At 68.7% G+C, this 20,251-nt stretch carries 19 protein-coding genes; 9 read left to right on the forward strand and 10 right to left on the reverse strand.

Annotated features, from left to right (window positions below; all coding sequences use genetic code 11):
- Positions 1-9: 9 nt before the first annotated feature.
- Positions 10-1,215: an acetyl-CoA C-acetyltransferase gene (locus tag ACFOWZ_RS13755; RefSeq protein WP_382372245.1), complete on the reverse strand. Its 1,206-nt coding sequence runs from the start codon at positions 1,213-1,215 to the stop codon at positions 10-12.
- A 53-nt stretch (positions 1,216-1,268) separates the two neighbouring features.
- On the opposite strand from ACFOWZ_RS13755, the gene ACFOWZ_RS13760 reads away from it, so the two are divergent.
- Together ACFOWZ_RS13760 and ACFOWZ_RS13765 are read left to right on the forward strand one after the other, a co-directional pair.
- Positions 1,269-2,504, forward strand: coding sequence for a 3-oxoacyl-ACP reductase (locus ACFOWZ_RS13760; protein WP_382372246.1), 1,236 nt, complete (start codon positions 1,269-1,271; stop codon positions 2,502-2,504).
- Positions 2,504-3,265, forward strand: coding sequence for a MaoC family dehydratase (locus ACFOWZ_RS13765; protein WP_382372247.1), 762 nt, complete (start codon positions 2,504-2,506; stop codon positions 3,263-3,265). Before ACFOWZ_RS13760 ends, ACFOWZ_RS13765 begins: the two co-directional genes overlap by 1 nt.
- Here the strand turns inward: ACFOWZ_RS13765 and ACFOWZ_RS13770 are convergent.
- Positions 3,254-3,889 carry a TetR/AcrR family transcriptional regulator gene (locus ACFOWZ_RS13770; protein WP_382372248.1) on the reverse strand — a complete coding sequence of 212 codons (636 nt, stop codon included), beginning with the start codon at positions 3,887-3,889 and terminating at the stop codon, positions 3,254-3,256. The genes ACFOWZ_RS13765 and ACFOWZ_RS13770 overlap by 12 nt on opposite strands.
- A gap of 101 nt (positions 3,890-3,990) precedes the next feature.
- On the opposite strand from ACFOWZ_RS13770, the gene ACFOWZ_RS13775 reads away from it, so the two are divergent.
- Complete coding sequence (locus ACFOWZ_RS13775) at positions 3,991-4,620, forward strand: SCP2 sterol-binding domain-containing protein (protein ID WP_382372249.1); 630 nt, start codon at positions 3,991-3,993, stop codon at positions 4,618-4,620.
- Between the two features lie 15 nt (positions 4,621-4,635).
- Positions 4,636-5,850, forward strand: a complete 1,215-nt coding sequence (locus ACFOWZ_RS13780; protein ID WP_382372250.1) for an acyl-CoA dehydrogenase family protein — start codon at positions 4,636-4,638, stop codon at positions 5,848-5,850.
- 45 nt (positions 5,851-5,895) lie between these two features.
- On the opposite strand, the gene ACFOWZ_RS13785 is transcribed toward ACFOWZ_RS13780, so the two are convergent.
- A complete protein-coding gene (locus ACFOWZ_RS13785) occupies positions 5,896-6,291 on the reverse strand; it encodes a hypothetical protein (RefSeq protein WP_382372251.1) in 396 nt (131 codons plus the stop codon).
- Between the two features lie 113 nt (positions 6,292-6,404).
- On the opposite strand from ACFOWZ_RS13785, the gene ACFOWZ_RS13790 reads away from it, so the two are divergent.
- On the forward strand, positions 6,405-7,130 hold the full coding sequence (locus tag ACFOWZ_RS13790; RefSeq protein ID WP_382372252.1) for a thermonuclease family protein: 726 nt from the start codon (positions 6,405-6,407) through the stop codon (positions 7,128-7,130).
- Positions 7,131-7,228: 98 nt separating this feature from the next.
- Positions 7,229-7,729: a hypothetical protein gene (locus ACFOWZ_RS13795; RefSeq protein ID WP_382372253.1), complete on the forward strand. Its 501-nt coding sequence runs from the start codon at positions 7,229-7,231 to the stop codon at positions 7,727-7,729.
- Here ACFOWZ_RS13795 and ACFOWZ_RS13800 read toward each other — a convergent pair.
- The 3 genes from ACFOWZ_RS13800 to ACFOWZ_RS13810 form a co-directional block, all read right to left on the reverse strand.
- Positions 7,726-8,052 (reverse strand): hypothetical protein, encoded by a 327-nt coding sequence (locus ACFOWZ_RS13800; RefSeq protein ID WP_382372254.1) that lies wholly within the window; start codon positions 8,050-8,052, stop codon positions 7,726-7,728. The two genes, ACFOWZ_RS13795 and ACFOWZ_RS13800, sit on opposite strands and share 4 nt — an antisense overlap.
- Positions 8,053-8,120: 68 nt before the next feature.
- Entirely contained in the window at positions 8,121-9,041 is a 921-nt protein-coding gene (locus ACFOWZ_RS13805) for a helix-turn-helix domain-containing protein (protein ID WP_382372255.1), read from the reverse strand.
- Between the two features lie 44 nt (positions 9,042-9,085).
- Positions 9,086-10,591, reverse strand: a complete 1,506-nt coding sequence (locus ACFOWZ_RS13810) for a carboxylesterase/lipase family protein (RefSeq protein WP_382372256.1) — start codon at positions 10,589-10,591, stop codon at positions 9,086-9,088.
- Positions 10,592-10,834: 243 nt separating this feature from the next.
- Between ACFOWZ_RS13810 and ACFOWZ_RS13815 the strand changes: the two genes are divergently transcribed.
- Entirely contained in the window at positions 10,835-11,467 is a 633-nt protein-coding gene (locus tag ACFOWZ_RS13815; protein ID WP_382372257.1) for a hypothetical protein, read from the forward strand.
- Positions 11,468-11,476: 9 nt separating this feature from the next.
- Complete coding sequence (locus ACFOWZ_RS13820) at positions 11,477-12,739, forward strand: pentapeptide repeat-containing protein (RefSeq protein WP_382372258.1); 1,263 nt, start codon at positions 11,477-11,479, stop codon at positions 12,737-12,739.
- Here ACFOWZ_RS13820 and ACFOWZ_RS13825 read toward each other — a convergent pair.
- From ACFOWZ_RS13825 to pdhA, 3 genes are read right to left on the reverse strand one after another with little or no spacing between them, the layout of a single operon-like run.
- Positions 12,733-14,115 carry a dihydrolipoamide acetyltransferase family protein gene (locus ACFOWZ_RS13825; RefSeq protein ID WP_382372259.1) on the reverse strand — a complete coding sequence of 461 codons (1,383 nt, stop codon included), beginning with the start codon at positions 14,113-14,115 and terminating at the stop codon, positions 12,733-12,735. The two genes, ACFOWZ_RS13820 and ACFOWZ_RS13825, sit on opposite strands and share 7 nt — an antisense overlap.
- A 14-nt stretch (positions 14,116-14,129) precedes the next feature.
- Positions 14,130-15,155 carry an alpha-ketoacid dehydrogenase subunit beta gene (locus tag ACFOWZ_RS13830; RefSeq protein ID WP_030465748.1) on the reverse strand — a complete coding sequence of 342 codons (1,026 nt, stop codon included), beginning with the start codon at positions 15,153-15,155 and terminating at the stop codon, positions 14,130-14,132.
- Positions 15,155-16,351, reverse strand: coding sequence for a pyruvate dehydrogenase (acetyl-transferring) E1 component subunit alpha (pdhA, locus tag ACFOWZ_RS13835; protein ID WP_382372260.1), 1,197 nt, complete (start codon positions 16,349-16,351; stop codon positions 15,155-15,157). The genes ACFOWZ_RS13830 and pdhA overlap by 1 nt, the downstream gene beginning before the upstream one ends.
- Before the next feature lie 354 nt (positions 16,352-16,705).
- Between pdhA and ACFOWZ_RS13840 the strand changes: the two genes are divergently transcribed.
- The gene (locus tag ACFOWZ_RS13840) at positions 16,706-18,124 is read left to right on the forward strand and encodes a M20/M25/M40 family metallo-hydrolase (RefSeq protein WP_382372261.1); all 1,419 of its coding nucleotides are present in this window, start codon (positions 16,706-16,708) and stop codon (positions 18,122-18,124) included.
- Here the strand turns inward: ACFOWZ_RS13840 and ACFOWZ_RS13845 are convergent.
- The gene (locus ACFOWZ_RS13845) at positions 18,075-20,126 is read right to left on the reverse strand and encodes a hypothetical protein (protein WP_382372262.1); all 2,052 of its coding nucleotides are present in this window, start codon (positions 20,124-20,126) and stop codon (positions 18,075-18,077) included. The two genes, ACFOWZ_RS13840 and ACFOWZ_RS13845, sit on opposite strands and share 50 nt — an antisense overlap.
- Positions 20,127-20,251: the final 125 nt, after the last annotated feature.

Here is a 20,251-nt window from a genome sequence, read left to right on the forward strand (position 1 = left end):
CCGCGGAACTCATCGCTCCAGGATCGCCGTGATTCCCTGACCGCCTGCCGCGCACACCGACACGAACCCGCGCCCGCTTCCCTTCTGGTGCAGCAGCTTCGCCAGCGTCGCCACGATCCGGGCGCCGGTCGCGGCGAACGGGTGGCCTGCCGCGAGCGACGAGCCGTTGACGTTCAGCTTCGACCTGTCGATCTCGCCGAGCTCCTTCTCCCACGCCTTCAACGTCGCGAGCACCTGGGACGCGAACGCCTCGTGCACCTCGTAGAAGTCGAAGTCCTGCAACGAGAGGCCCGCCTTGCCGAGCATCCTCGGCGCGGCGTGCACCGGGGCCATGAGCAGGCCCTCCTCGCCGTGCACGTAGTCGACGGCGGCGGTCTCGGCGAACGTCAGGTACGCCAGCACCGGGAGGTTGCGCTCCCGTGCCCACTCCTCGGTCGCCATCAGCACCGCGGAGGCGCCGTCGGAGAGCGGGGTCGAGTTGCCCGCGGTCATCGTGTCGCCGAAGACCGGCTTGAGCTTCGCGAGCTTCTCGACGCTGCTGTCCGGACGGAGGTTCTGGTCGCGGGTCAGGCCGAGGTACGGGGTGACGAGGTCGTCGAAGAAGCCCTCGTCGTAGGCCCGCGCGAGGTTGTGGTGGCTGCGCGCGGTGAGCTCGTCCTGGTCCTCGCGGGAGATGCCGTACTCGGCCGCGGTGATGGCCGCGTGCTCGCCCATCGACATGCCGGTGCGCGGTTCGCCGTTGCGGGGCAGGTGCGGCACGACGTGGCCGGGGCGCAGCTTGGTCAGCAGGCTGACCTTGCGGGTGCGGTTGAACTCCAGCAGCAGCTTGCGGAAGTTCTCGTTGACGCCGATCGGCGCGTCGCTGGTGGTGTCGACGCCGCCCGCGATACCGGCGTCGATCTGACCGAGCGCGATCTTGTTGGCGACCGCGATCACCGCCTGCAGGCCCGTGCCGCACGCCTGCTGGATGTCGTACGCGGGCGTCTCCGGGCTGAGCCTGCTGCCCAGGACCGACTCGCGGACGAGGTTGAAGTCGCGCGAGTGCTTGAGCACGGCGCCCGCGACCACCTCGCCGAGGCGTTCTCCCTGCAGGCCGAAGCGGCTGACGAGGCCGTCCAGCACCGCGGTGAACATGTCCTGGTTCGACGCGGTGGCGTACGGGCCGTTCGAGCGGGCAAACGGGATGCGGTTGCCGCCGATGATCGCTACTCGCATGCCGCCATACTACCTACTAGCGGGTAGACTTACTAGCGAGTAGGTTGTGTGACGTGGACAGGTACCAGAAGTTCGCATCGTCGGGGCTGGGACGCCAGCTCGTGCGCAGGCTCGGCCTGCCGAACCCGCACCCACTCCGCCGCGACGCCGCTTTGGCCACACCCGTGCTGGTCGGTGGGGCTTCCCGGCTGTCGTTCCTGAAGCAGCTCGAGACAGGTTCCGCTCCCCACGGCGCGCTGGTCTTCGACGCGTCGGACATCTCGTCGGTGAGCGACCTGCGGCAGCTGCACGACTTCTTCCACCCGGTGATCACCCAGCTCGGACCGTGCGGGCGGGTGATCGTGATCGGGCGCTCGCCGGACTCCGTCGCGCAACGGGCGCTCGAAGGCTTCGTCCGCTCTGTCGGCAAGGAACTGCGCCGAGGTGGCACGGCCAACCTCGTGTACGTGGCCGACGGCGCCGAGGACGGGGTCGAGTCGACGCTGCGGTTCCTGCTGTCCGGACGGTCCGCGTACGTGTCGGGGCAGGTCATCACCGTGTCCGCGGCGTCGCCGACCGGCACGCTGGAGGGCAAGGTCGCGCTGGTCACGGGTGCTTCGCGAGGCATCGGCGAGGCGATCGCCACGGCCCTGGGCCGCGACGGCGCGCACGTGATCTGCCTGGACGTGCCCGCGGCCGGCGAGGACCTGTCGAAGGTCGCGAACGCCGTCGGCGGGTCCGCGTTGCAGCTCGACATCACCGGTGATCCCGCCCGGTTGACGTCGTACCTCCTCGAGCGCCACGGCGGCGTGGACGTCGTCGTGCACAACGCGGGCATCACCCGCGACAAGACGTTGGCGCGCATGGACTCCTCGCTGTGGGACTCGGTGCTGGAGGTCAACCTCGCCTGCCAGGAGCGGATCAACACCGCGCTGCTGGAGGGTGACGTGCTGCGCGCGGGCGGACGGATCGTCGGCGTGTCGTCCATCGCCGGCATCGCGGGCAACGTCGGCCAGACCAACTACGCCACGTCGAAGGCCGGCGTGATCGGGATGGTCAACTCGCTGGCGCCCGTTCTGGCTGCTCGCGGGGCCACGATCAACGCCGTCGCGCCCGGTTTCATCGAGACGAAGATGACCGCGGCCGTCCCGTTGATGACACGGGAGGTCGGACGCCGGATGAACAGCCTCTCGCAGGGCGGGCTGCCGGTCGACGTCGCGGAGACCGTGGCGTGGTTCGCCTCGCCCGGTTCCGGTGGCGTGAACGGCAACGTCGTGCGGGTGTGCGGACAGATGCTGCTGGGGGCCTGATGTTGCTGCGTGCCGCCCTGACGTCGTTCCGGCGCGGGGAAACCCTGGCCGCCCAACCGGTTTCGGCCTCCTTCGACGTCTCGTTGAAGCACCTGACGGCGTACAACGCGGTGTGCGGGTTCGGGTTGCGCGACGTGCTGCCGCTGACGTACCCGCACGTGCTGGGCTTTCCGTTGCAGATGAAGCTGATGACCGGCTCCGGGTTCCCGTTCCCGTTGCCCGGTCTCGTGCACGTCGCGAACCGGATCACGCAGTCGCGGCCGCTGACGTTGGACGAACCGCTGGAGATCACGGTGTCCGCGCGCGATCTGCGGCCGCACCCCCAAGGCACCCAGGTCGACGTGGTGACGTCGGTTTCCGGTGTGTGGGAAGGGGTTTCGACCTACCTGCGCCGGACCGGCGGCTCGTCGGGCTCTGGCGAGGAGCTCCACCGGCCGGTCGGCTCTGCGGTGTGGAAGGTGCCAGGGGACATCGGACGGCGGTACGGCGCGGCGTCGGGCGACCGCAACCCGATCCACCTGTACCCGTTGAGCGCCAAGCTGTTCGGCTTCAAGCGCGCGATCGCGCACGGCATGTGGACGAAGGCGCGCTGCCTCGCCGCCCTGGAGGGACGGCTCCCCGAGGCCGTCTCCGTGGACGTGAAGTTCAAGAAGCCGTTGCTGATCCCGGGGCGCGTCGAGTTCTCGGCGCACGAGAACGGCGTCGGCTGGGAGTTCGCCGTGTGGGGCAAGGGGCCCCACCTGCTGGGCTCAACGACGTGACGGTGGATGCCAGACGTTGCCCTCGACGAGGTCGCCGAAGCCCATCCAGACGAGGTTCATGAGGCGGGCCGCGACGACGCCGGCGGGTTCCTCGGGGTGGTCGAGCCACCACTCCGCGAGCGACTCGCCGGCCCCGACCAGCGCGGCGGCCAGCGACTCGGCCTCCAGCTTGGTCGCGGGAGCTTTCGTCGACTGGGTGAGCAGCGCCGCGACCAGCGACACGGCCCGGCTGCGCATGTCCGTGAGCTCGACCGCGAACGGACCGCCCTGGTTCGATGCCTGCCGGTGCAGCACCATCCAGCTCGCCCGGTTCTCGCCGACGAACCCGAAGAACGCCCTGAGCCCGCTCCACAGCTGCACGTCGGGTTCCTGGTCGGGCTCGACGCCGGTCGCGATGGCCTCCATCATCCGCGTGGCCTCACGCCGGATGCAGGTCGCGAACAGCTCGTCCTTCGAGCCGAGGTAGGCGTAGAGCATCGGCTTGGAGATGCCGGCGACCTCGGAGATCTCGTCCATCGAGGCCGCGTGGAAGCCGAGCCGCGAGAACACGTCGACGGCGGCGTCCATGATCTGCCGCTCACGCACCGCGCGTGGCAAGCGCTTGGCTCGACCTTCTGTGCGCATCACTACCCCTCGGTTCGGAGGAACAAGATTATCCGATCGGGTTGCCGGTCTACCTACTCGCCAGTATTCTTACTCGCGAGTAGGTACCAGGAGGTGTGTCAATGACGCTCGACCTCACCACCGAGGCGATCGCGAAGCTCAGCCCTGCCGAGCTGATCAGCACGCTGCAGCAGGTCTCGCCGGACGACCCGGCCCTGGCCGGCGTCGACATCGACGTCATCGCCCGCGGCATCGACCCGAAGAAGCTGGGCAAGGACGACTTCGCGGCACTTCTGACCGCGTTGGGCCGGCTGGCCGACGGTGGCGCTGACCTCGACCTCTCGAAGATGGACCCGTCCAACTTCGCCAGGATCATCTCGCGCGCCTCGAAGGACCAGATCGAGGCCGTGGTCGCCGATCCCGCGCTGCGCGTCCGGGTGCTCGACGAGGTGTTCCGCCGCATGGAGGTCCACTTCCGCGCGGACCGTGCGGGCGCGACCCGTGCCGTCGTGCACTTCCACGTGCTGGAAGACGTCTACGAGGCCATCATCGAAGACGCTCAGTGCACCATCAACAAGGGCGTCACGCGCGAGGCCCGCGCCATCGTGACGCTGACGCCCGCCGACTTCCTGAAGCTCGCGACCGGCAACGCCTCCGCCCCCGTGCTGTTCATGACGGGCAAGCTGAAGGTGAAGGGCGACCTGGGGTTCGCGGCCGGGTTCATGAGCCTGTTCAACATCCCGAAGGCCTGACGGAGAGGTTTTGCAGTGGGTGGCTTCTCGCTCGAACTGAACGAAGACCAGACCGACCTGCGCGACTGGGTGCACGGCTTCGCGAAGGACGTGATCAGGCCGGCTGCCTCGGAGTGGGACGAGCGCGAGGAGACGCCGTGGCCGGTGATCCAGGAGGCGGCGAAGATCGGCCTCTACGGCTTCGAGGCTTTGGCGACCTGGTTCGCGGACCCCATCGGGTTGTCCCTGCCGATCGCGACCGAAGAGCTCTTCTGGGGTGACGCCGGCATCGCGCTGTCGCTGATGGGCACCGGCCTGGCCGTGGCGGGCATCTTCGCGGGCGGCGAGCCAGAGCAGCTGGCCGAGTGGGTCCCGGAGTGCTTCGGCGACGAGTCGGACCCGAAGCTCGCGGCGTTCTGCGCCTCCGAACCCCAGGCGGGCTCGGACGTGGCCGGCTACCGGACGCGGGCGCGTTACGACGAGGCCACCGACGAGTGGGTCCTGAACGGCCAGAAGGCCTGGGCCACCAACGGCGGCATCGCGAACGTGCACGTGGTGACCGCAGTGGTGGATCCCTCGCTGGGCGCCCGCGGTCAGGCCGGCTTCATCGTGCCGCCCGGCACGCCGGGGTTGTCGTCGCCGGGGAAGATCAAGAAGCACGGCATGCGCGCTTCGCACACCGCTGACGTGTTCCTGGACGACGTGCGCGTGCCTGGGCGTTGTGTGCTGGGCGGTAAGGAGCGGTTGGACGCTCGGCTGGCGCGGGCACGTGAGGGACTGCGCGCGGGCGGCCAGGCCGCGATGGCGACGTTCGAAACCACGCGTCCGACCGTGGGCGCGATGGCCGTGGGTGTCGCACGGGCCGCCTACGACTACGCACTGGAGTACGCGAAGGACCGCGAGGCGTTCGGCCGGAAGATCATCGAGAACCAGTCGATCGCGTTCGACCTCGCGAACATGCGGATGGAGATCGACGCGTCGCGGCTGCTGGTGTGGCGGGCGGCGTGGATGGGGCGCAACAACGTGCCGTTCACCGCGGGTGAGGGCTCGATGTCGAAGCTCAAGGCGTCCGAGGTGTCGGTGTGGGCGACCGAGCGGGCCATCCACATCCTGGGTGGGGCCGGGTACACGCGGGAGCACCCCGTGGAGCGGATGCACCGGGACGCGAAGATCTTCACCATTTTCGAGGGGACTTCGGAGATCCAGCGACTGGTGGTGTCGCGGATGATCTCCGGGATGCAGATCAAGTGACGTGAGGTGGGCCGGGGCGTGGTGCCCCGGCCCGTTCCGTTTCGCTCAGCAGGACAGGCCGCTGCGGCCGGTCAGCGATTCCTCGGTCGTCCGCAGGGTGGCCTCCGCTGCCGTGCACTTGTCGTTCAGCGCCTTGCTGAACGTCCACACGTCGCGCTGGCCCCGTGCGCCCTGCGTCGGCGGGGTGAACGAGCCATCGCCGACGAGGCGGATCGACGCGCGGTACAGGTTCGCGCCCTGGATGCGGACGTGGCCGTACTTGCCGCCGCAGCCCTCGAACTGGGTGATGGTGGCCATGGTCGTGGCGCCGCGTTTGACGACACCGGTCGAGCCGATCTGCACCGCGCTCGGGCAGGTCGGCGGGGTCGGTTCTGCTGCTTGCGCTGTTCCCCCAAGAAGCAGGGCAACGCCGGTCGTGACGATTCCCAGTTTGATCAGCACGTGGTGAACGTAGGTCGCGCCGGTTAGCCGACGGTAAATCCTCGAACGCGTGGAGTAACGCGCGGGCCCGCTGCTCCGATCAGCTCAGTGGATCGGCGTTAGGGGGAATCGTGATGCTCCCGAATGTGTACCTCATGGCCGCCGCGGTTCTGGCCGGTGCCGCGAGCAGTGCCTACGTCGTGACGGTCGTGGACCGTCCCGCACCGGTCGCCGTCAGTCATGTCGTGCGCGTGGTCGACGCGGAGACCGTCGAGGTGCGCGAAGGCGATCGCGTCGCGGTGGTCAGGCTCGTGAACGTCGACGCGCCCGCTGCGGGCGAGTGCCTGCACGAGGAGTCCAGGAAACGGCTCGGCGAGCTGTTGCCGGAAGGGACTCCGGTCACCGTCGTGAAAGAAGGCCAGCTCGCGGCTCTGTCCACACAGGACGGTCTGGTCAACGCCGCCCTGATCGCCGACGGGCTGGCGGTGCCGGTCGTCAACGGCACGCACTTCCTCGACAGGGTCAAGGAAGCCAACCACGCGGCCGCCGAGAAGCAGAAGGGGCTGCATTCGCCCGAGGTGCCCTGCACGTTGCCGGGGCAGGTCAAAGCGATCACCGAAGCGGCGGCGGTCGTGGAAGCGCAGCCGCTCAGGGCGAGCAAGGCGGAGCTGACGGTGGCGGCGGACACGGCCAGGACCGCGATCGGGCTGGTGGATCAGCTGGCCAAGCCCGGCGGGCTGACGTGGGACGCGGTGGCGCCGGTCGACCAGACGATGTTGCTGTCGAAGGTCACCAAGGCGGTGCCGACGTTGTACCGCAAGGAGGCCGAGCTGCGGAACGTCGTGAAGGGACTGAGGTGAGTGGCCCGCCGTTCCCCTGCGCCGGCGGGCCTGACACACCATCACGTTTTGCGGTAATGGCTCGGTAAACGTCCTGGTTGGACCTATTCTCCCGGGCCATGAAGCTCTTGCCGTCGCAGCAGGCCGCGATCGTGCTGATCGCCCTCGACGCGATCGTCGTCGTCTCGGGGGTGGTGACGGGCGCGGCGCTGCTGCCGGGGTGGGCGAACCTCGTGATGGTGCTGGCCTCCGCGGCACTGCTGGTGCTGCTGCTGGTGCAGACGGGCGGGTCGTTCCGCGTCGACGGGCTCGCCACGGCGTTCCGGCTGCTGCGCGAGACGTTGCCGAAGTGGGCGATCGGGCTGGCCGCCGTCGCGTTCTACGGCGGGTGGCTCCTCGCGTTCATCGGACTGTCGAGCGACAGCACGGCCGGAAACCTCAACTACGAGAACGGGAAGTACACGTCCACACAGCGCAAGGTCGTCCGTGAGCTCACCAAGGAGCAGTACGAGGCGGCTCAGACGGCCAACCAGCGCATGTGGGCGGGATTCGGCCTCGCGTTCGCCGGCGGTGTGCTCGGGTTCGCCGGGATCGCTGCGCGGGCCAAGGAGAACCGCTAGAGCGGCAGCTTCAGGACCGCGCCCACGCGCTTGAGCTCGCGGCGGTGCACGGCGAGCAGCACGACGTCCTCGGCACGGCGGAAGTGCAGCACCACGAAGTTCGGGTGCGGCGGGTCCTGGTCGACGATCTGCTCGACCCAGCCCTCGTCCTTGCTGAAGACGATCCGCTCGTCCCAGATGATCTTGGTGGGGCCGAAGAACAGCTCGCCCTCCTGCCATTCACCGTCCAGGAACACGTCGCCGTCTCCGCGCGAGTGATCTTCACCGGTGGGCCCGAAGGCTTCGGCGATGGCACCACCGAGGATTTCGAACAGTGCAGACATGATCATCCCCCTTCGTTGCTACAGGAACGAGCTGGGCGCCCAGCTGGTTCCCGTCACTGCGAAGTGGATCAGCCGAAGGGCTGTCCGGCGGCGCGCAGCCAGGCCCGCTCGCGCGAGTGGTCCGGCATCGCGGGCCAGCCGTTGATCTTCGCGATCAGCACCCAGTACCGCTCGGCACGCGGGTCCGCGAAGTCGGAGAACGTGCGCAGCCGCTCGACGACGCGTTCGTCGTTCGGCACGCCCAGCGCCTCCGCCCAGTTGGCGTTCACGCGGGCCACGACCTCGCGCGCGGCGTCCGACTCCGGCGCGATGCCGGCCTCGAGCGCCTCCCGCGCCTGGGTGATCGCGAAGTTGAACGCCTCCATCTGGTTGTTGTCCGGCGGGCTCATGTCCGTGCCGCTCCGCCGCTGTTCCTCGTGCTGCTGGGACATCCGCTTGACCGACGCGCGGAAGTCCGGGTCCTGCACGAGCTTCGCGAGCTCGACCCACGCCTCCAGCTGCTCGGTCGTCGGGTCGTCCGGCAGCTCGACCCGCACGGACCGCATGCGTTGCTCGAACTGCGGATCCAGCTCGTACGGCCCGAACACCTCCTCGAAGAAGTCGTCGAGGATGCGCTGGCGCTCCTCGTCCGACATGCGTGCCAACTCGTTCATCAGTTCCATCTCCCCTCCTTTGGCGACGGCGCGCAGGACGGCACGGCGCAGCCGCAACGTCTTCATCTGCGCGTCGATCGCTTCCGCGTGTGCACGCGCCACGTCGGTCACCGTGACCTCGCGGGCGAGAACCCGCCCGGCGGTCGGCAGGTCGACTCCCAGGTCCCGCAGTGTGCGGACGAGCTTGAGCTTCGCGACGGCCTCACCGTCGTACGTCCGGTAGCCGCCGACCGTTCTGGACGTGGGCGGGATGAGCCCCTGGTCGGAGTAGAACCGGATCGTTCGGACGGTGAGGCCGGTCATCCTGGCCAGCTCGCCGATCTGGTAGCGCGTCACGGGGACAACTCTGAACCCTCCAGTGACTGGAGAGTCAAACCCGATTAACCGATCGAGTTCCAGAACGAGCAGTTGTGCCTGGTCAGGGCGTTGATCTGGCCAACGTGTCCCAACGAGTACTCCTGGACGTTGCCCCTCGAGTACCGCGACCAACCCGGCTTGCCGGTCCGGGCGAACGTCGTCCAGTCGCGGATCATCGTCGACGCGAGCTGCTGCTGCGCCGGGTTGAGGTCGAACGTCGGGATGTCGAAGAAGTAGGAGAGCTCGAACGAGTGCGCGGCGCCGCCGGGGAAGCCCTCGGGGAAGAAGTCCTTGAACCAGCCCACCGGCGCGGTGCGGTCGGCGAACTCGTAGCCGTACGTCGGCGTGAAGCGCGACAGCAACCGATCGTCGGCGAGCTGGTTGCACGCCCAGACGCTGTCGGTGAGCACGGCACCGTACGCCAGTCGCGCGTTCCCGTACGCGCTCACCGGGTACTCAGCGATGATCTCGGCTGCCTTCTCCTGCCCGAACCCCTGCTCCAGCAATCCCCGGTAGTCGAACGGTTCCGGCACGGTCGCGGACGTCAGCCTGCCCTCGTCACGGGTGTTGCCCCAGATCAGCGGCACGCGGTTGAACCGGCCCGACCGCACCGCGTCGACAGGACTCACCGGCAGCACGCTGTTGCCGGTCACGACCGGAGTCTCGCCGCGGTCGATCGCGGTGAAAGCCGTGGGAGGCAACGCACGCAGGCACGCGACGTCCGAGCACCCGAGCTGAGCGGAGAGGGCCACGGCTTCGGCTTCGGCTGCGGGCTTCGCGATCCAGGGGGCACCCGCGGGCTTGCCGTGGATCACGCCGTTGGCACCCCACGTCGTGGAGCAGCCGCCGCTCTGCGCGATGGCCTTCTGGAACAGTCCACGAGAGCGCGGCGACGTCACGTGCGCGCACACGTCGAACGCACCACCGGACTCACCGAAAACCGTGACGTTGCGCGGATCCCCGCCGAACACGGTCGCATTGCGCTGCACCCACTTCAGCGCCGCCTGCTGGTCCTCGATGCCGTACGCACCCGAGTCCGGCAGGTCCGGGTGCCCGAAGAAACCGAAGAATCCCAACCGGAAGTTCATGGTCACGACCACGACGTCACCCTGCACGGCCAGGCGCCGCGGGTTGAACCCGTCGCCCGACAGGTAGCTGTTGCCGCCGCCGTGGAGGTAGACCATGACCGGCTTGCGGCCGTGCCGGGAAGGCGTGGTGACGTTGAGGTACAGGCAGTCCTCGTTGCTGCTCGGCTGGCCGGCGCCCGCTGCCTGAGCGCAGGCGGAGCCGGGCTTGGTGGCATCACGCGGTGTCGTCCACGGCGTGACGGGCTGCGGCGAACGCCACCGCAGTTCACCAACAGGCGGCGCCGCGTACGGAATCCCTTGGTACAGCTGGTGATCAGCGAGAACCGTGCCGCGGACAGGGCCGGAGTCGGTCCGCACCAGGCCGGGCTCGCCGGCCTGTGCCACACCGATCGGGCTCGCCAGCAAGGCTGCGGCGATCAACGAAGACAGTCGCTTGCGCACGTCGTGTGTCCCCTCAGTAGAAGCGTTGACACACCTGCGTCGAACGGGCAGCCCGGATTCGACATCCGCGCGCACGCTCACATACCGAGCCGTCGAGTTGGTCCGAACGTACTAGTGACGAAGCCGTGTGACCTGTGGAAACGTGGATGGCGTCGGTATCGCCTGGGGGGCAACCATCGATTGACGGCCTTCGTCGAAGGCCTTGCTCGGTGTGCGCCGACCCTGTTGGTTCTGGGGGAATCAATGCGTTCGTTTTCGCGTGCGGTGAAAGCCGCGCTTGGCACTGTCGGGCTTGTCGCCGCGCTGCTCGGCGCTGTGGCCGCGCCTGCCAACGCCGAGGCGTCCGGCCCGGCGGCCACTGCGGAGGAGGCACTGCGGCAGGCAGGCGGCATCAGTCCGGGCCTCGACCTGCCCCTGCCGCCCGAGATGGTCGGCAGCGCCACCCCGACGATCTGCTTCAGCGGCCACGTCCAGAACGTCGGCTGGCAGCACCTGGAGTGCTACGAAGGCGACGACAGGCACAGGGCCTACGCGGGTACTGAAGGCCGTGGCCTCCGGCTCGAGGCGCTCCGGGTCGTCGCCACGAACACGGGCGGTACGACCTGCGTGCAGGCACACGTTCAGAACGTGGGCTGGCAGAACCCGAAGTGCGTCGTCGACAACAGCACGGCGGAGATCGGCACGTTCGGCCAGAGCCTGCGGATGGAGGCGTTCGGGCTCAGCAACAGCAACAAGAACCGGACCGTGTGCGCAGAGGCCCACATGCAGGACCACGGCTGGCTGGGCGAAAAGTGTGAGTCGCTCGGCAACAGCACCGTCGTCGGCATCGCGTCCCACGGCCTGCGGATGGAAGCCCTCAGGGGCAAGCTCTACTAGAGGCCGGAAATGAGGTCGTGGTTCGAACGCGCGTTCGCCACTTACTGGCCTCCCGTGCTGACAGCGCTCGTGCTGTTCTGGGCCTATCGGCTGGGGAAGCGGGCCCTGGCCATCTGGGCAGGGCACGACGTCGACTTCCCGGCCTCGAAGCCGTCCCAGGAGGCCGCGCCGGGCGTCAAGGGATCGATGGCCTGGGCGGTCGTCAAGTGGCTGACGCTCGCGATCGTGCTGGCGTGCGCGACCGGCTACGGCCTCTTCCTGGTGCTCGGCAGTCCCTCCCTTCCGGACCGGAACACCTTCACCACGAGTGAGCTGCTCGACCTCATGAAGATCGGGCTCGCGGTGGTAGGTGGTCTCGGCGCGGTCGTCGCCCTCGCCGTCGCCTACCGCAAGCAGCAGGTCTCCGAAGCGGCTCACCTCATGGCCGCCGGTCAGGAGCTCCGCGAACACACCAAGTTCTTCAACGAACGCTACGTGAGTGCCGCGGAACAGCTGGGGCACGAACGTTTCGCCGTGCGGCTGGCCGGGGTCTACGCCATGGTCGGACTCGCGGACGACTGGCCGGAGGGACGGCAGACGTGCGTCGACGTGCTGTGCGGTTACCTGCGAACCCCCTATCCGGAGGGTGATCCGACCGACCGGGAGGTGCGGCAGGAGATCATCAAGACACTGCTGGACCACGTCTGGGACTACGAGAGCGGAGAGCGGCCGGTCCGGATGGACTTCAGGAAGGTCGAGTTCGAGGACCTCGACCTGTCCCGCCGGAAGTTCAGTGCTGAGATGGATTTCGAGAAGGCCGTCTTCCACGGCAGGCTGACGAACTTCTCCGAGTGCCTCTTCACCGGCGTTGTGAACTTCTACGGAGCGGCTTTCAAGTCGAGGGAGACGTCCTTCGCCGACTCGAACTTCCGCGACGCCACCGTGAGCTTCCATCGGGCACAGTTCAGCGGAGGGCTCGTGCACTTCACCGACGCCGTGCTCTTGAAGAGCGATCTCAACTTCACGGAGGCGAAGGTTGCGGACGGCACAGCGAACGGAACAACCCTCAGGTTCAACGGAAGCAAGATCAACGACACGACTCTGTCGATCGACCGCGCGCGGTTCATCGACTGCACCATCGACCTCGAAGGCCTCGAGCTGATCAGAACAGATCTCCTCACGCAGGGCGTGACTCCACCCGAGGCAGCCACAGCGTTTCGCAGACTCGGTGGCGCCATGCAGAAGGCCCCCGCGCCGCAGCACGAGGGCCTTCGTCAGGACGAACCTCAGTAGGTCATCGCGACGCCCGGCTCGGCCAGCAGCGCGCCGACGTCCGCCAGGAACTGCGAGCCCTGCTGCCCGTCGACCACGCGGTGGTCGAACGAGAGCGCGAGCTGGCAGATCTTGCGGATCTTGATCTCGCCGTCGACCACCCACGGCATGTCGCGGATCGCGCCGAGCGCGAGGATCGCGGACTCGCCGGGGTTGAGGATCGGCGTGCCGGTGTCGACGCCGAAGACGCCGACGTTGGTGATCGTGATGGTGCCGTTCATCATGTCGGCCGGCGAGGTCTTGCCATCACGGGCGACGGTGGCGAGCTCGTCGAGCGCGACCGCCAGTTCCTTCAACGACATCCGGTCGGCGTCGCGGACCTTCGGGACCACGAGGCCGCGCGGCGTGGCGGCCGCGATGCCCAGGTGGACGTAGTCCTTGTAGACGATCTCCTGGGCCGTCGCGTCCCACGTGGCGTTGACGTCCGGCGTGCGGCGCGTGGCGAGGACGACCGCCTTGGCGCAGAACGCGAGGGGCGTCAGCTTCACGCCGCGGAACTCCGGCGCGTTCTTGAGCTTCGCGCGCAGTTCCATCATCGGCGTCACGTCGACCGTCAGGAACTCGGTGACGTGCGGTGCGGTGAACGCGCTGTCCACCATCGCCTGCGCGGTCGCCTTGCGGACGCCCTTGATCGGCACCCGGCGTTCGCGCGAGCCGTTGTCCACGAAGGACGGTGCTGCCGGAGCGGCAGCCGGGGCCGACACGGCGCTTTCCACGTCCTCGCGCGTGATCACGCCGTCGGGGCCGGAACCCGTGAGCGCGTACAGGTCGACGCCGAGGTCCTTGGCCAGCTTGCGCACCGGCGGCTTGGCCAGCGGCACGTACCCGCCGGGAGCCCGCACCGGAGCCGGCGCGGCGACCGGTGCCGCAACAGGAGCGAGGGCGGGCGCAGGTGCGGGCGGGGCCGCCACGGCAGCGGCCGGAGCAGCAGCCGCGGTGTCCTTGCGCGCACGACGCTTGGCCGCACCGGACTTCGGGCCGTAGCCCACGAGCGTCGCGATGCGTCCGCCCGGCATCTCCTCGCCGATCTTGCCGGACGAGGTGCCGTTCGCTTCTGCCGCAACGGGAGCGGGAGCAACGGCCGCGCCACCGGGGTCGGTGTCGATCGTGATGATCGGGACGCCGACCTCGACGGTCTGGCCGGGCTCGGCCAGCAGCTCGGTCACGACGCCCGCCCACGGACACGGCAGCTCGACGGCCGCCTTGGCCGTCTCGATCTCGACGATGATCTGGTTGACCGTGACGGTGTCACCGGGCTTGACGTGCCAGGTGAGGATCTCGGCCTCGGTCAGCCCCTCTGCCGTGTCGGGCAGGGGGAATTGCTTGTACTGCGGCATTTCCGTTGTTCCCCTTACCAGGCGAGAGAGCGGTCGACGGCGTGCAGCACCCGGTCGAGGTCGGGGAGGAACTCCTCCTCGAGCTTCGACGGCGGGTACGGGGTGTCGAAACCGGTCACCCGCAGCACCGGTGCCTGCAAGGAGTAGAAGCACTCCTGCTGGACCTTGGCTGCAATCTCGCTGGCGATCGAGGACTCGGACGGCGCCTCGGACACGACGACCAGCCGGCCGGTGCGGCGCACCGACTCGAACACGGGCGCGAGGTCCAGCGGCGACAGCGTGCGGAGGTCGATGACCTCCAGCGACGTGCCGTCCTCAGCGGCCGCGTTGGCGGCGTCGAGAGAAGTGCGCACCATCGGGCCGTACGCGACCAACGTGGCGTCCGTGCCGGAACGCAGCACGCGCGACTCGAACAGCTTGCCGGGCTGGGCCGTGGTGTCGACCTCGCCCTTCTCGTAGTAACGGCGCTTGGGCTCGAAGAACAGCACCGGGTCGTCGCAGTCGATCGCCTGCTGGATCATCCAGTAGGCGTCGGCCGGGTTCGAGCACGAGACGACCTTGAGGCCGGCGGTGTGCGCGAAGTACGACTCGGGCGACTCCGAGTGGTGCTCGACGGCACCGATGCCGCCGCCGAACGGCACGCGGATCACGATGGGCATCTTGATCTTGCCCTGCGTGCGGTAGTGCAGCTTCGCGACCTGCGACACGATCTGGTCGAAGCCCGGGAAGATGAAGCCGTCGAACTGGATCTCGCACACCGGGCGGTAGCCGCGGATCGCGAGGCCGACGGCGGTGCCGATGATGCCGGACTCCGCGAGCGGCGTGTCGAGCACGCGCTGCTCACCGAAGTCCTTCTGGAGGCCGTCGGTGATTCGGAAGACACCACCGAGCTTGCCGATGTCCTCGCCCATCATGATGACCTTGGGGTTGGCCTCCATGGCCGCCCGCAGGCCCATGTTGAGCGCCTTCGAGATCGTGAGCGTCTGCACCGGGGTCGCCGGGGCAGCAGCGGTCGAACGATCCATCGTCGGAGCAGCCATCAGTGCTCACCTCCAGCAAAACCCGAGACGTAGTCGAGGAACTCATCGCGCTGCGCTTCGAGGTTGGGGTTCCCCTCCGCGTACACGTTGCTGAAGATCCGTTCCGCGGGCGGGTCGGGCATGTTCGTGCAGAACTCCCGCAGCTCCTCGCCCAGCTTGTCCGCGTCCGCCTCGACGCCGTCGAAGAACTCGCTGTCCGCCCACTGCTGGCGCACCAGGTAGACCTTGACCCGCTCGATCGGGTCCTTGAGCTTCCACATCTCCAGCTCGTCCGACAGCCGGTAGCGGGTCGGGTCGTCGGAGGTGGTGTGCGCGTCCATCCGGTAGGTGAACGCCTCGATCAGGATCGGGCCGTTGCCGTGGCGGCACTCGTCCAGCGCCCACTTCGTCACGGCCAGCGTCGCGAGGACGTCGTTGCCGTCGACCCGGATGCCGGGGAAGCCGTAACCGCGGGCGCGCTGGTACAGCGGCAGGCGCGACTGGCGCTCGGTGGGCTCGGAGATGGCCCACTGGTTGTTCTGGCAGAAGAAGACGAGCGGCGCGTCGTACACAGCCGCCCACACGAAGCCCTCGTGCACGTCACCCTGGCTGGTCGCACCGTCGCCGAAGAAGCACATGGTGGCTTCTCCCTCGTCGTCGCCGACCTTGCCGTCGAACTTCTGGCCCATCGCGTACCCGGCCGCGTTGAGGACCTGGTTGCCGATGACGATCGTGTACGGGTGGAAGCGCTTCTCGACCGGGTCCCACGTGCCCTGGTCGGTGCCGCGGAAGATGCCGAGCAGCTCCGTCGGGTTGATCCCGCGGGTCCACGCGATGCCGTGCTCGCGGTAGCTCGGGAAGGCCATGTCGGTCTCGCGCATCGCGCGGCCGGCGCCGATCTGCGCGGCCTCCTGACCGAGCAGCGGCACCCAGATGCCGAGCTGGCCCTTGCGCTGCAGCGCGTTCGCCTCGCGGTCGACCCGCCGGATCAGGACCATGTCGCGGTACAGACCGCGCAGCTCCTCCGGCGTGATGTCGATGTCGAAGTCGGGGTGCGTGACGCGCTCACCCTCGGGGGTGAGGAGCTGCACCAGGTCGGCGCCACCCTCGTCTGTCGCTCGCAAGCCTGCGATCACCTGTTCCGCTGTCGGTTTTGCGGCAGTGGCGGCCGGCGCTGCGTCCGGCTCAGGGTGCGTCCATTGCTCAGGGGACGACATGCGCCTTCTCCTCTGTCTCTCCGACCGCCTGGTCGCTCGTGACGACCTCGTGCGGCGACGTCGGCGGTCGCCGCCAACCCTGTGGGGCCGGAGGCAGCCGTCGACGGTGACGGTGGCTTACGACCACATCCTGACACGGCCTCACCCGTGTTGGTGAGACCCGTCCCACTTCGTAACACACGAGTCAACGTTCTGATCAGCGACAACAGTCGGAGGTTCGACCTTTTGTCCTCCAACTAGGCCGTCCGATTACCGGACGTCGTTGTCCCGGTTACCGATCGTTAACTTCGCTAGGGGCCTCCTGGGAAGAGCCTAAGGACGCGAGCAGAGCCGGAGTCGTGACAGGATCGAGAGGTGGACCGCTCAGTTGTGACCAGCACTGTCAGGGCGCTCTGGGACGACGACATCGTCCCGAGCCTGTCTCAGCTCGTCGCCGTGCCGGCGATCTCGCCCGCGTTCGATCCCGCCTGGGAGGAACACGGCGAACTGGCCGCCGCGATCGAGCACGTGCGGGCCTGGATCGCCTCCCGCGACCTGCCCGGCGCGACCCTGGAGGTCGTCCAACTGGCGGGACGAACGCCGCTTCTGGTGGTCGACGTGCCGGCGTCCGGTAACGCGGCCGACGACACGGTGTTGCTCTACGGACACCTCGACAAGCAGCCGCCGGTGGGTGGCTGGAGCCCTGGGCTCGGCCCCTGGACCCCGGTGCTGCGTGACGGACGTCTCTACGGCCGCGGCTCCGCGGACGACGGTTACTCCGGATATGCCGCAATCGCCGCGATCGAGGCCGTGCGCGCGGCGGGCGGCTCGCACAGCCGGTGCGTCATCCTGCTGGAGACCGGCGAGGAGTCGGGTTCGCCCGACCTGCCGGCGTACCTGGAGCACCTGTCGGACCGCTTGGGCCGCGTGTCGCTGGTCGTCTGCCTGGACTCGGGCGGCTCGGACTACGAGCGCATGTGGCTGACCACGTCACTGCGCGGGTTGGTGCAGGTCACGCTGACCGTCCGCGTGTTGGACGGCGGCCTGCACTCGGGCATGGCGTCGGGCATCGTGCCGTCGTCGTTCCGCATCGCGCGAATCCTGCTGGACCGACTGGAGGACTCCACGACCGGCGAGATCCTCGTGCCGGAGATGCACGTCGAAATCCCGGCGCACCGCCTGGCCGAGGTCCGCGAAGCCGTCGAGGCCGCACCGGGCGCGCTGTGGGGCCCGGTGCCGCGCGTGGGCGACCTCCAGCCGATGTCGTCCGACGAGGTGGAACTCGCCCTGAACTCCGGCTGGCGCCCCACCCTGTCGGTGACCGGCGCGGACGGCCTGCCCGCCCCCGACGACGCCGGCAACGTCCTGCGCCCGTTCACGACCCTCGTCCTGTCGTTCCGCCTGCCGCCGACGGCTTCTTCGGCGGACGCCCTGGAAGCCGTGCGCCAGAAGCTGACCACCGACGTCCCCTACGGCGCGACCGTCGAACTCTCGCGCGTCGAGGCAGCAGACGGCTGGAACGCGCCGGAGCTGGCGCCGTGGCTGTCCGCGGTCCTGGACGACGCGGGCAAGGAGGTCTTCGGGTCGCCGTGGCGGACCGTGTCGCTGGGCGGCTCGATCCCGTTCATGGGGCTGCTGCACGAGGCTTACCCGGAGGCGCAGTTCCTGGTCACGGGTGCCGTTGGACCGGACTCCAACTGCCACGTGCCGGACGAGTGGTTGCACCTGGCGCACGCGGCTCGGGTCACGGAGGCGGTGGCGCTGGTGCTGGACGCCCACGCGTCTCGGCGCTGAGCTCTTCCAGCAGCGCTAGGCCTGTGGCCGGGTTGCTCCCCGCGTAGCGCCGTGCTCTCGCGAGTGCGTTGATCTGCGCGGGGACCACCTCGGTCAGGTCGTCGGTGAAGTAGTCGCGGACGATGGCGAGGAACTCGACACGGGCCGCCGCGAGGTCGCGGAGGTTTCTGACAGCGGTGTCCTCGCCGTCGTAGGCGGCCTGGATCGCTTTGCGGTAGTCGCGCAGGTCGTCGGCCTCGGGTTCGACGAGCACCCGGAGCAGGCCGGTCACGTCCTCCTCCGTCTCCGCGGCGGTGAGCGCGTCCCCGGTCGTCTTGCACACGCGGTCCAACTCGTCCTCGATCAGCGTTGCCGCGACGGTGGCCAGCGGGGTGCCCTGCTCCTGCCGGACGATCGCCCGCGCCGACCTGATCAACTGCCGCGCCACCCCGCCGGAGAAGGCGTAGGCGAGCGCCACGAACACTTCCGGGAACTCCTCGACGGACCGGCTGATCAGTGCCCTGGCCAGCTCGTGGTCGAGGTAGTCGACCCGCACGACCTCGTCGAACGAGCTGTCGAACACGCTGCGCAGGCCGACACCCGCCAGTTCGAAGTCGTGCTGGGCCTCCGTCGACACGGACATCAGGTAGTAGCAGCCGGGGACGTCGAAGATCGCCTTGATCTCGTTCAGGAACCGGCGGGCCTGCTCGCCGGCGCCGATGCGGTCCATCTCGTCGATGATGATCACGAGCCGTTCGGGGTCCAGCGCCGCCGCCGTGTCCGCCACGAACGTCCGGAAGTCGTCCACCAGCTCGGGGAACGTGGCGGGGCGCCCGGCCAGGCTGACGCCCTTCTTGTAGCTGAGCTCCGCCCCGCGGAAGCCGAATTTCCCGCTCGCCTCCCCGGTCTGCGTCCGCACGTAGGCGATCGACTCCAGCCCTCGCAACGCCGCTCGGACCGCCGTCACGGCCTCGTCGGGGGCGTCACGCCACCACCGGTCGCGCCGACCCGCCCTCTTCAGCGCGTACGGGTCGACCAGCTCCGCGTACGACAGCACGGCTCGGCAGGCGCACGCATACAGGTGGAGCACGAACTCCCTCGGCACGTAGTCCACCGGCGCGGCGACCATGACCACCAGGTCGAGCGGTTGCTTCGGTTCGAGATAGGCGCCCTGCCGGAACGCCTCCAGCAGGCTCGTCTTCCCGGCACCACGCGGGCCGGCGAGGGCGAAGCTTCCCCCGTCGAGGGTCCGGACCAGGTCGGCCAGCCTCCGACCGGCCGGGACCGGTTGGTGGCTGATCAGCGAACCACCCTTCTGCAGGCCGCCCGCGTGGCGATACCTGAGTTCGATGCCCGGCACCCTCTCCCGGCTGCGCAGTTCCGCGCGGAGCACGGGCAGCACCCCTCGCTCCAGGACCGCCGTGCGCCACTCCCGCAAAGCCGCATCGACAGCCTCGATCGCACGTGTGATCTCCCGGGTGGGCAGGACGGTGGCCACCGCGTCGGCGAGCACCATCGCGACGCCCATCCCGGCGAACGCGGCCACCAACAACCGCCAGTCGTTCCAGCCGACGAGACGGGCGAACTCCATTCCCGCGACGAACATCGGCGCCGCCAAGCCTCCCCACGCCCAGACCCTGCCGACCCACCTGCCCACTGATCCGAGCCGGGACATCCAGAGCGCCACCAGCGAGATGCCCAGACCGATCGACGACCAACTGAGGAAAGCCAGGGTCTTCGTCTGTGACAGCAGGGCGGCGGCCACGGTCGCCACCACGGGCAACACCACGACGAATGTCCACTGCCAGAACACCGGGTGTTTTCCTGCCCAGCGCACGGTCTTGATCTCGGCCTGCGTGACTTGCTGCGCGTGTTTGCGCTGCAGTTCCTGTGCCTGCGCGATCACCCACGGCCTGGCGACCTCCGCCGCGGCCCGCAGCCGCTTCGGGTCGGCTCCCTCGCGGTCCCTCATCGAGTCGAGGGCCGCGTCGACGGCGTGGTCGAAGACCTCGTCATCGGTCATGCGTGCATGGTGCGCTCGTTCGACCCCGATCGAAATGCGCCGATCAGGTCACACCCCACCCGTCGTCGAGTGAGGTGCAACTCAAACCACACCTGGACGCCACCGGCCGTCCGAGAAGGTGTCTC

This window comes from Lentzea rhizosphaerae, assembly GCF_042649515.1.
In the GTDB taxonomy this organism is placed as follows: domain Bacteria; phylum Actinomycetota; class Actinomycetes; order Mycobacteriales; family Pseudonocardiaceae; genus Lentzea; species Lentzea aerocolonigenes.

Coding starts and splice junctions, on each gene's coding strand:
- ACFOWZ_RS13755 (WP_382372245.1), bottom strand. CDS start 1,215: ATGCGAGTAGCGATCATCGGCGGCAACCGCATCCCGTTTGCCCGCTCG.
- ACFOWZ_RS13765 (WP_382372247.1), top strand. CDS start 2,504: ATGTTGCTGCGTGCCGCCCTGACGTCGTTCCGGCGCGGGGAAACCCTG.
- ACFOWZ_RS13770 (WP_382372248.1), bottom strand. CDS start 3,889: ATGCGCACAGAAGGTCGAGCCAAGCGCTTGCCACGCGCGGTGCGTGAG.
- ACFOWZ_RS13775 (WP_382372249.1), top strand. CDS start 3,991: ATGACGCTCGACCTCACCACCGAGGCGATCGCGAAGCTCAGCCCTGCC.
- ACFOWZ_RS13790 (WP_382372252.1), top strand. CDS start 6,405: ATGCTCCCGAATGTGTACCTCATGGCCGCCGCGGTTCTGGCCGGTGCC.
- ACFOWZ_RS13795 (WP_382372253.1), top strand. CDS start 7,229: ATGAAGCTCTTGCCGTCGCAGCAGGCCGCGATCGTGCTGATCGCCCTC.
- ACFOWZ_RS13800 (WP_382372254.1), bottom strand. CDS start 8,052: ATGTCTGCACTGTTCGAAATCCTCGGTGGTGCCATCGCCGAAGCCTTC.
- ACFOWZ_RS13815 (WP_382372257.1), top strand. CDS start 10,835: ATGCGTTCGTTTTCGCGTGCGGTGAAAGCCGCGCTTGGCACTGTCGGG.
- ACFOWZ_RS13820 (WP_382372258.1), top strand. CDS start 11,477: ATGAGGTCGTGGTTCGAACGCGCGTTCGCCACTTACTGGCCTCCCGTG.
- ACFOWZ_RS13825 (WP_382372259.1), bottom strand. CDS start 14,115: ATGCCGCAGTACAAGCAATTCCCCCTGCCCGACACGGCAGAGGGGCTG.
- ACFOWZ_RS13830 (WP_030465748.1), bottom strand. CDS start 15,155: ATGGCTGCTCCGACGATGGATCGTTCGACCGCTGCTGCCCCGGCGACC.
- pdhA (WP_382372260.1), bottom strand. CDS start 16,351: ATGTCGTCCCCTGAGCAATGGACGCACCCTGAGCCGGACGCAGCGCCG.
- ACFOWZ_RS13845 (WP_382372262.1), bottom strand. CDS start 20,126: ATGACCGATGACGAGGTCTTCGACCACGCCGTCGACGCGGCCCTCGAC.